At 67.0% G+C, this 11,163-nt stretch carries 15 protein-coding genes; 7 read left to right on the top strand and 8 right to left on the bottom strand.

Features of this window, described 5'->3' with window-relative positions; translation table 11 throughout:
- The 3 genes from C2862_RS20985 to C2862_RS20975 all read right to left on the bottom strand — a co-directional run.
- Window positions 1-691, bottom strand: a 691-nt coding sequence (locus C2862_RS20985) for a hypothetical protein (RefSeq protein WP_136222245.1), incomplete at its 3' end; no start/stop codon positions are given.
- Window positions 692-760: 69 nt separating this feature from the next.
- The gene (locus tag C2862_RS20980) at window positions 761-1,951 is read right to left on the bottom strand and encodes a GGDEF domain-containing protein (protein WP_229467531.1); all 1,191 of its coding nucleotides are present in this window, start codon (window positions 1,949-1,951) and stop codon (window positions 761-763) included.
- A complete protein-coding gene (locus C2862_RS20975; protein ID WP_136222243.1) occupies window positions 1,945-2,220 on the bottom strand; it encodes a hypothetical protein in 276 nt (91 codons plus the stop codon). The genes C2862_RS20980 and C2862_RS20975 overlap by 7 nt, the downstream gene beginning before the upstream one ends.
- 144 nt (window positions 2,221-2,364) lie before the next feature.
- On the opposite strand from C2862_RS20975, the gene C2862_RS20970 reads away from it, so the two are divergent.
- From C2862_RS20970 to C2862_RS20960, 3 genes are all read left to right on the top strand, one after another.
- Window positions 2,365-3,207: a fused MFS/spermidine synthase gene (locus C2862_RS20970; protein ID WP_307723566.1), complete on the top strand. Its 843-nt coding sequence runs from the start codon at window positions 2,365-2,367 to the stop codon at window positions 3,205-3,207.
- Between the two features lie 119 nt (window positions 3,208-3,326).
- Entirely contained in the window at window positions 3,327-6,176 is a 2,850-nt protein-coding gene (locus C2862_RS20965; protein WP_136222241.1) for an EAL domain-containing protein, read from the top strand.
- Between the two features lie 83 nt (window positions 6,177-6,259).
- Window positions 6,260-6,469: a hypothetical protein gene (locus C2862_RS20960; protein WP_136222239.1), complete on the top strand. Its 210-nt coding sequence runs from the start codon at window positions 6,260-6,262 to the stop codon at window positions 6,467-6,469.
- A 77-nt stretch (window positions 6,470-6,546) separates the two neighbouring features.
- Here C2862_RS20960 and C2862_RS20955 read toward each other — a convergent pair whose 3' ends face one another.
- The gene (locus C2862_RS20955; RefSeq protein WP_136222237.1) at window positions 6,547-6,918 is read right to left on the bottom strand and encodes a hypothetical protein; all 372 of its coding nucleotides are present in this window, start codon (window positions 6,916-6,918) and stop codon (window positions 6,547-6,549) included.
- A gap of 99 nt (window positions 6,919-7,017) precedes the next feature.
- A complete protein-coding gene (locus C2862_RS25365) occupies window positions 7,018-7,167 on the bottom strand; it encodes a hypothetical protein (RefSeq protein WP_168710125.1) in 150 nt (49 codons plus the stop codon).
- Window positions 7,168-7,349: 182 nt separating this feature from the next.
- On the opposite strand from C2862_RS25365, the gene C2862_RS25360 reads away from it, so the two are divergent.
- Window positions 7,350-7,517: a hypothetical protein gene (locus C2862_RS25360; protein WP_168710132.1), complete on the top strand. Its 168-nt coding sequence runs from the start codon at window positions 7,350-7,352 to the stop codon at window positions 7,515-7,517.
- A gap of 61 nt (window positions 7,518-7,578) precedes the next feature.
- Here C2862_RS25360 and C2862_RS25355 read toward each other — a convergent pair whose 3' ends face one another.
- Together C2862_RS25355 and C2862_RS20950 are read right to left on the bottom strand one after the other, a co-directional pair.
- Window positions 7,579-7,755: a hypothetical protein gene (locus tag C2862_RS25355; RefSeq protein WP_168710131.1), complete on the bottom strand. Its 177-nt coding sequence runs from the start codon at window positions 7,753-7,755 to the stop codon at window positions 7,579-7,581.
- A 15-nt stretch (window positions 7,756-7,770) separates the two neighbouring features.
- Complete coding sequence (locus C2862_RS20950; protein WP_136222235.1) at window positions 7,771-7,953, bottom strand: hypothetical protein; 183 nt, start codon at window positions 7,951-7,953, stop codon at window positions 7,771-7,773.
- 130 nt (window positions 7,954-8,083) lie between these two features.
- On the opposite strand from C2862_RS20950, the gene C2862_RS20945 reads away from it, so the two are divergent.
- Entirely contained in the window at window positions 8,084-9,007 is a 924-nt protein-coding gene (locus C2862_RS20945; protein WP_229467530.1) for a S9 family peptidase, read from the top strand.
- On the opposite strand, the gene C2862_RS20940 is transcribed toward C2862_RS20945, so the two are convergent.
- On the bottom strand, window positions 8,976-9,275 hold the full coding sequence (locus C2862_RS20940) for a 2Fe-2S iron-sulfur cluster binding domain-containing protein (protein WP_136222233.1): 300 nt from the start codon (window positions 9,273-9,275) through the stop codon (window positions 8,976-8,978). The two genes, C2862_RS20945 and C2862_RS20940, sit on opposite strands and share 32 nt — an antisense overlap.
- Before the next feature lie 113 nt (window positions 9,276-9,388).
- On the opposite strand from C2862_RS20940, the gene C2862_RS20935 reads away from it, so the two are divergent.
- Both C2862_RS20935 and C2862_RS20930 read left to right on the top strand, forming a co-directional pair.
- Window positions 9,389-10,399, top strand: a complete 1,011-nt coding sequence (locus C2862_RS20935; protein ID WP_136222231.1) for a L,D-transpeptidase family protein — start codon at window positions 9,389-9,391, stop codon at window positions 10,397-10,399.
- Between the two features lie 37 nt (window positions 10,400-10,436).
- The gene (locus tag C2862_RS20930) at window positions 10,437-11,159 is read left to right on the top strand and encodes a M23 family metallopeptidase (RefSeq protein ID WP_136222229.1); all 723 of its coding nucleotides are present in this window, start codon (window positions 10,437-10,439) and stop codon (window positions 11,157-11,159) included.
- Window positions 11,160-11,163: the final 4 nt, after the last annotated feature.

Here is an 11,163-nt window from a genome sequence, read left to right as displayed (position 1 = left end):
CGGCCGCATCGGCCCCGGCCAGCTCGAACAGCGCGCGCACCGTGCCCGAGGCGCCGTAGGCGCGGCGCCATCCGAGCGCGCCCGCCAGCACGCCGGCATCGGCGAAGCGGCTGCGCGAGGACGCCAGCGCCGCATCGAAGGCGGCCGGCGAAATCCCGTCGCGAAAAAAAGCCAGACCCTGGCGCAGCGCACCGACGCCGTAGGATTGCACCAGTTCGACCTTGTCGCCGCAGCCGACCGCGATCCCGGTCGAGCCGCTGCCGACGTCCAGCACCAGGCGCCGTTCATCCTGGCCGCCCAAGGTGCCGGCCACGCCGAGGTAAACCAGGCGCCCTTCCTCCTCGCCGCCGAGCACCTCGACCGGATGCCCGATCGCCGCTTCGGCCGCCGGCAGGAAGGCCGGCGTGTCGCAGGCCACGCGCAGCGCGGCGGAGGCGACCACGCGCACGGCGCGCACCTCCCACATGGCCAGCGCCAGCCGGAACTGGCGCAGGCAATCGAGGGCGCGGCGCACGGTGCCGGGATCGAGCTTGCCGTCGAGTCCGATACCGGCGCCGAGGCGGATCGGTTCGCTCAGGGTGGCGGCGACCGCCAGCACGCCGCCTTCCCAATGCGCCACGTGCAGGCGAAAGCTGTCGGACCCGAGTTCGACGGCGGCGTAGAGCGGTGCTGAGGTGGTCGAAGGAGGCATGGTTCGCCCTGGCTGGAGGAAGCCCCAGTATGGCGAACCAATGTGACGCCCCGATGACGGGGCGGCGGATCAGGCCTCGGGCACGGTCTCGCGCGGTGCGAGGCGGATCTGGTTGCGGCCCGCGTCCTTCGCCGCACGCATGGCGGCGCCGGCGCGGCCGAACAGGGTGACGTTGCTGTCGTCAGGACGGATCGTGGTGACGCCGAAGCTGGCCGTCATCGAGATCATCGCGCGCTCGGTCTTGACCGGCGTCGTCTCGATCGCCGCGCGCATGCGCTCGGCCACCAGCATGGCTTCCTCGCCTCCGGTGCGCGGCAGCAGCAGCGCGAATTCGCCGCCCGACAGCCGGCCCAGCAAATCGCTGTCGCGCAGCTGGCGCTTGCACAGCTCGGCCACGTGGCGCAGCACCACGTCGCCCACCGGATGGCCGTAGCCGTCGTTGACGCGCTTGAAGCTGTCGAGGTCGAGCACGATCAGCGCGGTCGGCGAACCGGGACGGCGGGCCAGCGCCATCCAGGGCGCGAGCGCGTTGAAGAAGCCGCGCTGGTTGGGCGCCTCGGTCACGAGGTCGAGCGTCTCCAGGCGCGACACATCGCCCTGCAGGCGTTCGCGCGCCAGCAGCAGGCAGCCGAAGCCGTTCACCAGCATGAGCAGATAGAAAGCGATGGTCGACAGCTGGCGCAGCAGGTCGTGCGAGAGCCAGCGCCAGCCGTCGGGCATGACCAGCACCAGGATGCCGCGCGCGGCCACCAGCAACGCCAGCAGCGCCGTGGTGACGGCCAGCGCGCGCTGCAGCATCGAGGCTTCGCGCCAGCCGCGCGCCAGCGCCGCCGCGCCGACCAGGTAGAAGGCGCCCAGGATCAGGGCCGCGGCCAGGGTGCGCAGGCCGAGCGGATCGATCCAGTACGAGACCAGGAAGATGAACACGGCCGCCAGCGCCAGCGGCACCATGGCGCGCTGCACGCGGCGCCGGTGCGCGCTTTCCCACAGGGCGCTCGACTCCAGCGCCACGCCGCCGATCAGGAGGGCCCAGCCGCCCGGCAGGGCCAGCGGTTCGGGCACGACGCGCGCGCCACCCAGCGCCAGCAGGATCCAGCTGGCCGCCTGCACTTGCTTCGACAGGCCCCAGCTGGCCAGGCCGGGGCTGCGCTGGGCGCCGTAATCGAAGAAGAACAGCAGGCTGCACAGGGCCAGGTTGCCCAGCGCGAGCACCAGCACCATCGTGGTCGAGTCCATGGTCAGCATCGCAGCGCTCAGCATTCGTGCTCCACGTTCTCGGTGCCGTCGCCGACCTTGCTGGCCCAGGCGCGCGCGAAATAGGCGCGCTCGAGCGCGTCGGGCACCTCGTTCCAGAACACGATCAGCGTGCCCTTGTGGTCGTGCAGCTGGGTCAGCTTCTCGACGAAACGCGCGTTGCCGGCACTGTCGGCCAGGGCCATCGCATAGCCGTAGACGCGTTCCAGCCGCTCGATGCGGTCTGGCTCGACGTCGCCATTGGTGGCGGTGATGGTGGGGTGATCGAGAAACATGAAAACTCCGAGTTTGCGAAAAAACTCCATGGCTGCGTTGCATCGTCTCGCCGTACTAGCGTACTGTCTTCGACGATGCGCCTTGCCCTGGAGGTTTTTCACAAACTCTCCATGACGCTGCAACGGCCAGCTTAGCAGAGTTTCATGCCTGCGAACAAGACGCTAGGCGGGCCCGAACCGGGCCATATTCTCTTCTATACTGGCGCCATGCCGCCGCGTTCCGACCCCAGCGAATTGCCGCCCGATTCCGCGTCCCCTTCCGTGCCCCGCGTACGCACCCGCGGTAACCGGCGCACGCTCGAATTCCAGCCGGGCGACATCCAGAGCGAGATGCTGCTCTCGCAGCCGGACGCCCTGGTGCTCGACTACGCCCGCGCCATGATGTGCTTCGCCCTGTTCGTGCCCGATCCGCGCCACATCGTGATGGTGGGCCTGGGCGGCGGCTCGCTGGCCAAGTTCTGCTACCGCCATTTTCCGCACACCCGGATCACGGTGCTGGAGATCAGCGCCGAGGTGATCGCCCTGCGCGAAGCCTTCTGCGTACCGCCCGACGATACCAGGTTGCGCATCATCCACACGGACGCCGCCGACTACCTGCGCGACGCGCCCGCCAGCTGCGACGTGATCCTGGTCGACGGTTTCGATGCCGCCGGCATGCCGCCCGTCCTCGGCAGCGCCGCCTTCTATGCCGATTGCCGGCGCGCGCTGCGCGAAGGCGGGGTGCTGGCGGCGAACCTGCTCAGCTACGATCCCGCTCACGATGCCATGGTCGAACGCATCACGAACGCTTTCCAGGGACGCGTTTGCGACTTCCACGGCATCGCCGGTAACAATCACCTGCTGTTTGCCGTGCGTGCGGGCGCCGGCGGCGGACGCGGCGCGCGCCTGCAGGAACACCTCGCGCGCCGGCGCGGCCTGCGCTTTCCCTTCCTGAACCGGCTGCTGGCGCGGGCACTCGTTGCCTGGCTGGCACGGCGCCCTGTCTGATCGCGGCGACAGCGCCGTCTTAGTGGCCTTCCTCGCCAGTATTTATTTGCGGAAAACGGCCGAAAATGACACACTTGGCTGCTTTGGTGCTTTAGGGCAAATAAATTTTGGGAACAACCATGTTGCGTCGCCTGCCGTTTTCTCTCACCCGCGCGGCGGCCCTTACGCTGGGGGCCGGCCTGGCCGCCTCGAGCGCGCTGTTCGTGGGCGTGAGCCATCTCGAATACGACAACCTCGCCTTGTCGTTCAGCCAGCGCGCCGACCAGCGCGTGGCGACGGTGCGCCAGGGCCTGCATGACGCGGTCGAGGTGGTGACGGTCACCAACCAGCTGTTTGCCCTCGGCGCGCCGGTGACGCGCGCCCAGTTCCAGGATTTCACGGCGCCGCTGCTGCTGCGTCATCCCTTCATCAAGGCCTTCAATTACCACCGCATCGTGCCGGACGCCGAGCGCGCCGCGGTCGAGGCCGAATTGCAGAAGATCGTACCCGGCGCCGTCATCCACGAGGAACAGGGCGGCAAGCAGGTGCCGGCCGCGCGCCGCCCCACTTACAGCATCGTCGACTACCTGGTGCCGATGGGCGGCAACGAAGCCGCCTTCGGCTTCGACTCCGGCACCCGGGCACCGATCAACGCTGCCCTGGCGCGCGCCCATGCCGAGCGCCGTGCCGCAGCCACGCCGCTGTTCCGGCTGGTCCAGGACCCAAGCCCGCAGCCGAGCTTCCAGGTCATCCTGCCGGTGTATGACGCCAAGGGCCGCCTGATCGGCGACACCGCCGTCGTGGTGCGCGCCCAGGAACTGGTGAGCATGGCGCTGGCCGGCGCCGGCCTGCTCGACGACGGCCAGATCGTGATGTCGGTCTACGCCGGCGCCCGTCCCGACCCGGCCGATTTGGTCTTCACCACCAGCGCCACCGGCGCCCGCCCCCAGCGCGAACTGCTGGGCAGCTGGATCGCGCCCGAACACGAAGCCTATGCCGCCCGCACCCTGGACGTGGCCGGCCGCCCCTGGCTGGTCGAGGTGGCAACCAAGCCGCGTCCGTTCGTGGCCGACCACCTGGCCTCGCTGGCGATGCTGGCCGGCGGCATCCTGCTGACCCTGATGACGACGGCCTGGGTCCAGGCCTCCGGCGCCAGGGCGCGCCGCGTGCAGCAGCTGGTGAGGAAGCGCACCGCCGACCTGAAGCGCACCAACCGCCGCCTGGTCGACGACATGGTGGCGCGCGAACGCACCGAAAAAGCCTTGCAGCAGAGCGAGCAGCGCTTCCGCCAGCTGGTGTCGATGTCGTCCGACTGGTACTGGGAGCAGGACAAGCAGTTCCGCTTCACGATGGTCACCGGGGGCTTCAGCGAAAAGGCCGGCATTTTGGTGGAATCCCTGCTCGGCAAGACGCGCTGGGAGTTCATCCCCTCGCTCGGCGACACCGAGCGCGGCCGCACCCACATCGCCCAGGTGCGCGACTTCCAGCCCTTCAACGACTTCGAATACCAGCTGCAGGACGACACCGGCCAGACCCGCTGGTTCCTCGTCAACGGCCAGCCCGTGTTCGACGAGCAGGGCCAGTTCGCCGGCTACCGCGGCACCGGCAGCGACATCACCGAGCGCAAGCTGACCGAGGAGCGCGTACACCATGTGGCCCAGCACGACGCCCTGACCGGCCTGCCGAACCGCTCGCTGCTGCAGGACCGCCTCGGCCAGGCCGTGGCCTATGCCACCCGCAGCGGCAGCCCGATGTGGGTCATGCTGATCGACCTCGACCGCTTCAAGTTCGTCAACGACAGCATGGGCCACAAGGCCGGCGACGTGCTCCTGATGACGGTCGCGGCGCGCCTGCGTTCCTCGCTGCGCGATGCCGATACGGTGGCGCGCCTGTCGGGCGACGAATTCGTCGTGATCGTCTCGGAAACCGGCGAGCAGCAGCTGACGCCCGACATCGTACAGCGCGTGATGAACGCGGTCGCCCAGCCGGTCATGCTCGGCACCAAGGAATTCTTCGTCACCTGCAGCATCGGCGTGTCGGTCTTCCCGAGCGAGAGCACGGCTGCCGACACCCTGATCGAGCATGCCGACATCGCCATGTACCGCGCCAAGAAGCTGGGCCGCAACAACTTCCAGTTCTACACGCCGGCCATGAACGAGGAATCGCTGGAACGGGTGCGCATCGAAAGCGCGCTCAGGAATGCCGTCGAGCGCAACGAATTCGTGCTGTATTACCAGCCCCAGCTCGACATGAAGACCGGCAAAATCTGCGGCATGGAAGCGCTGATCCGCTGGCAGCATCCGGAGCTGGGTATGGTGCCGCCGAGCCGATTCATCGGCATTGCCGAGGAAACCGGGATGATCGTGTCGATCGGCGCCTGGGTGCTGCGTACCGCCTGCGCCCAGAACAAGGCCTGGCAGGACGCCGGTTTCGACAAGCTGCGCGTGGCCGTGAACCTGTCGGCGCGCCAGTTCGGCGCGGCCGACCTGATCGAGAACCTGGCAGCAGTGCTGCAGGACACGGGGCTGGAACCGAAATACCTGGAAATCGAGCTCACCGAAAGCCTGTTCATGAGCGACATCACGCCAGCCGTCGACCTGCTGCACCGTATGAAGGCGCTGGGCGTGAACCTGTCGATCGACGACTTCGGCACCGGCTATTCGAGCCTTTCTTACCTGTCGCGCTTCCCGATCGACGTGCTGAAGATCGACCGCTCCTTTGTGGCCGACATCACGCGCGACGCCAACGACGAGGCGATCGTCACCTCGATCATCGCGCTGGCCCATAACCTGAAGCTGGCGGTGATCGCGGAAGGCGTGGAAACGGGCGAGCAGCTGGACTACCTGCGCCGCCACGGCTGCGACGAAATGCAGGGATACTACTTCAGCCGGCCGCTGCCGGCACACGAGTTCGAGCAGCTGCTGATCGAGGGCCGCGGCCTGGCGCCCGAGGAAATCGTCGTCGAGGAAGAAGCCGTCTCAGCGGCTTGAAGGAGTATTCCTACAAGGATGTAGCATTTTGCACATCGTTGCTCTACAATAGGAATATCTCTATTGCAACATGCAGGAATACGATGAACATGGAAGAAGTGCAGGTACGCCCATCGGCAAAAGCGCGCGTGGTCAGAACGGATCTGCGCACCCGCGACCTGGTAAACCAGGCAGTGGCATCGATTCCGACGCTTGGGCTGCAGCGCGCAGCCGAGTTTCTGGCGGCGATGAATGTGCCGGCCGAGATCGCAGTACGTACGCTGGTCTATCCGCACCGCCGCCGCCGTTACTGAGAGGCCACGACAATCCCCTGCCCCGCAGGGGCAAGGCGACAATCCCCTGCCCCGCAGGGGATTGTTCGTTTACGTCCTTACTTCTTTGGCTCCTGCGCCTGGATATCGGCCAGCGACTCCAGGCCACGCGGCGTGACCTCGTAGCCGCCTTCTTCGCGCGGCGCGATGTGCGACTTGCGAATCAGGAACTGCGCCACGTCACCCGCCACCGGCGCCGCCGGATCCTGCGACAGGCTCGTCAGCGCCTCGATGCAGGCGCGCAGGAACAGCACCTGCTGTCCCTTCTCCGTCATCTCGAGCCGGCCGTCGCGCGTATAGGCGATCATCTTCAGGCCGGCCAGGCGCTTGGCATTGCGGCCGACGCAGGCATTCACGCGATCGTTACGCGCTCCGCCGCGGATGAACCCGAGGGCGTTGTATTCGTCGGTCGTCAGTTTTTCGTTCTTCATTACGGCTCAAAAGGTGGATTGGGCCGTCATGGTAACCGCCATGCGACATGGCGGCAACCAGCGAAGCTGCGCAGCGTCGGAAAGCTCGGCGCGACCCGCTCAGTGCGACGCGCGCAGTGCAATCCACACCAGGCCTGCGGCGACGATGGCGCCCACGGCCAGCACGCCCTGGAAACGGCGCGATGCGAAACCGGTGCTCCGGCCCAGGTAAATCTTGTTATGCAGCGAATTGCCCATCTGTGTCTCCATCGATACGATCCAAATTCATGAGTCGATATTATAAAAAAACTCACACTTTGTGAACGTTCGGCACCGAACATAATTGTAACTTTGTGTGTGATTTGGCAAGTTCGCCACAGTGTCGTACTGCGCGCCGGCTGCATTCTGCGACTGTTAGGATAGGGTCAACATTGAACCAGGGAGGACGCACCATGCCACAAGCACGACCACCACAAGACCCGGCCGCCAAGGGCGGCGCCATCCTGCACGAAGACGACATCGGCAGCGGCGAGAAGACACCGGCCGAAAAGGAAACCGAAGAGATGATCAAGGAAATTCCGCCGCTGAAGGACAGCAAGGACCAGCAGCAGCAGGGCTGAACAACCCGGTCCCAAAAAAAAGCGCCACCTTCGGGTGGCGCTGTTGTTTCCGTCTTCGGTATCAGCCGGCGCGGATCGGCGGCTCGGGAATCACGGGTTCCTCGACAGGTGCGTGCGCCGGGTCGGGCACGTCGTCGGGAACCGGAATCGTGGGGGGCGTCGGCGCGGGTTCCGGATCGGGCGTCGAATGCGCCCGCAGCGCGCCGCGGCCGCCGTCCTGCGGATCGATGGTGTCCATTGGCGTCCGTGCTGCTCAGTGGTTCTGCTTCTGCTTGGCGCCGCCACCGGCGCCTTCATCGCGGCCGGCCTTTTCGCGCGACATGTGGTCGTGGCTGCTCTTGTCGGCCTTGCCCGCGCGCTGTTTGGCCATCTCTTCTTCCGACATGCGGTCGGATTGCTTGCTGCCGGTATCGTTTGCTTTCGATTCGTTGCTCATGAAATGCCTCCCGTGGTGGTTGAAAACATTGACGTTTTGCGCAGACTAGCATGGAAGAACGGCGGAGGTTTTCAATCGTGCGCAGCGCCAAAAGATGCGTATAGTTCATGTTTTGCCAATTGACCGTCCTATGAACATCCGGTTCCTCCTCCTCACCGCCCTCTTCCCGGCCCTCGTGTCGGCTGCCCCGATGAAACTCGACGACTATATGGCCCTGACCGGGCCCGCTCCCTCCGCCCGCCTGTCCTACGGCCCCGCGCCGTCCCAGTATGCCGAGCTGTTCCTGCCCAAGGGCAGCGGGCCCTTCCCCGTCGCCGTGCTGGTGCATGGCGGATGCTGGACCGAGAAATTCGGCGGCATCGTCCAGCTGCGCAACATGGCGGGCGCCCTGACGGCGCGCGGCATCGCCGTCTGGAACGTCGAGTACCGGCGCGTGGACGAGGCCGGCGGCGGCTACCCCGGCATGTACGAAGACATGCACGCCGCACTCGACGCCCTGGCCGCCCAGGGCCGCAGCCGGCCCCTCGACCTGACGCGGGTGGTCGCGGTCGGCCACTCGGCCGGCGGCCAGCTGGTGCAGTGGATCGCCGGACGCTCGCGCATTCCCGCCGGCAGCCCGCTATTTCGCGAAGCCATGCTGCCGGTGCGCGCCGTGGTCAGCCTGGGCGGCCTGGCCGACCTGCGCCGCGAGCGCGAGTTGATCAAGTCGAGCTGCGGGCGCGACACGCCCGAGCTGGCGGGTCTGCCCAGCAGCACGCGGCCCGACGTGTACAGCGACACGAATGCCGCCGAGCTGATCCCGAACGGCAGCCACACCATCCTCGTCACGGGCGAGCTGGACACGATCTCGCCACCGCGCGTGGCCCAGGATTACGCGGCGCGGGCACTCGCGGCGGGCGACAGCGCCGAAGTCGTGATCCTGCCGGGCGCGAGCCACTACGACGAAGTCGCGGCCAGCTCGCCTTCCTGGCCGCTGGTCTTCGCCGCCATCGAACGCGCACTGGCGCGCACGGGACCAGAGGTCAAACCCGCCGCTTCGCCAGCGGCGCGCTGAGCACGACGTCGCCGGTCGGCACGGCGACGCAGGGCAGCAGGTAGTTCTCGCGCTTTTCCTCGATCGACAGGCCGGGCCATTCGACGAGGTAGCGCACGCTGCCCGATTCCAGGCGGCACAGGCAGGTGCGGCAGGTGCCGTTGCGGCAGGAATTCGGGAGATCGATGCCGGCCGCCTCGCAGGCCTGCAGCACAGTGTTTTTCCCTGCCGGGACGGTGGCGCCAAGAGGCAGGAGCATGATGGAAAAGGTGTCGGCGTCGGTGCTCATGGCCGCGATTGTAACGCCGCGGAGCGGCCCGAGCCTGAGTTCGTTCGCGCACAGACCGCTGAGTGGCGCCCCTCTACGCTGAGGTTTCCTTTAGTAAGTATTGCAGGTGCCATATGAAAAAAATCGCTGCCCCCCTCCTGGTCGCCGTCCTCACGGGCGCCCTTCCCTTCGCCGCGACCGCCGCCCGCCAGGCGCCGCAGGTGCCACAACAAGCAGCGCCCCTACAACAAGGCGCAGCCGCCCAGCAGCCGGGCCAAGATGCGGCCTCCGCCGAACGCGCCGAATTCGAGCGCCTGCTGCGCGCCCAGGTCCTGCTCGACCGCCTGCACTTCTCGCCGGGCGAGATCGACGGCGCCTATGGCTCCAACATGCGCCAGGCCCTGTCTTCCTTCCAGAAGTCGCGCAATCTCGAAGCGAGCGGCAAGCTCGACGAGGCCACCTGGAATGCGCTGAACGGGGACACGACGCCGACCCTCACCGCGTACGTGCTCACCAACGAAGACGTGGCCGGTCCCTTCCAGCCGGTTCCCGAGGACATGATGGAAAAGGCCAAGCTGCCCAAGCTCGGCTACGCGAACCCGGCCGAGGGACTTGGCGAGAAATTCCACGCCAGCCCCGAGCTGATCACGCGCCTCAATCCCGGCAAGAACCTGGCCAAGGCCGGCGAGCAGATCGTGGTGCCGAGCGTGCACGGCGGCCCGACCCTGCCGGCCGCCTCGAAAGTCGTGGTCAGCGACAGCCGCAAGGTGCTGATGCTGTTCGACGGCGCCGATCGCCTGATCGCCCAGTATCCGGCCTCCACCGGCAGCCAGTACGATCCGCTGCCGATCGGCGAATGGAAGATCGAAGGCGTGCACCCGAACCCGACCTACCACTACAACCCGAAACTGTTCTGGGATGCCGAGCCGGGCGACAAGAAGGCCAAAGTCGCTCCCGGCCCCAACAATCCGGTCGGCGTGGTCTGGATCGATTTGTCGAAGCCGCACTACGGTATCCACGGCACGCCGGTGCCGAAGTTCATCGGCAAGACGGAATCGCACGGCTGTATCCGCCTGACCAACTGGAGCGCCGCGGAAGTGGCAGCCGTCGTGGCGGCCGGTACGCAGGTCGTATTGCAGGAGTAATCACGCAGGAGTCATTACCTAGAGGAGGTTTGCACCCATGAGATGGCTGGTCACTTTTTTGCTCGGCGTGCTCGTCGGCGCGGGCGGCTTGTTCATCGGCTTGCGCCAGTTCGCTGACGCGCCGAATCCGATCATCACCGATGGCGGGGCCTTGCCGGCGCCATCGGCCAATCCGCCGGCCGCCGCCGCGTCCGCACCCACGGGCACGGCCAGCGACCGCCTGGTGCAGACCGACCTCTCGGACGCGGACCTGCCGATCCGCCCCGCTCCGCAAACGACGACGGCGACGGCCAGCTCCGGGACGCCGGCCTTGACCGCAGGCGGCAGCATGCCGGCCAAGCTGCTGGTGCCGGTCGAAGGCGTGCCCTACGCCAAGCTGACCGATACTTTCGACCAGCCGCGCGGCCAGGAGCGCCATCACGAAGCCCTGGACATCATGGCCCCGACCGGCACGCCGGTGCGTGCGGCCGGCGACGGCAAGGTCGTCAAGCTCTTCAACAGCAAGCCGGGCGGCATCACGCTGTACCAGTTCGATCCGCAGGAAGAGCACGCCTATTACTACGCCCACCTCGACAAGTACGCCGACGGCATCAAGGAAGGCATGCAGGTCAAGCGCGGCGACCTGCTGGGCTATGTCGGCGCCACCGGCAACGCGGATCCGAGCGCGCCCCACCTGCATTTCGCGGTGGTCGCGCTCACGCCCGAGAAGCAGTGGTGGAAGGGAACGCCGGTCAATCCGTATCCGTTGTTGGGGGATTGACCGG

This window comes from Massilia sp. Mn16-1_5 (genome assembly GCF_004798585.1).
Lineage (GTDB): Bacteria > Pseudomonadota > Gammaproteobacteria > Burkholderiales > Burkholderiaceae_D > Telluria.
The sequence above is the reverse complement of the archived record's forward strand: the minus strand, read 5'-3'. Positions and strand labels throughout refer to the sequence as shown.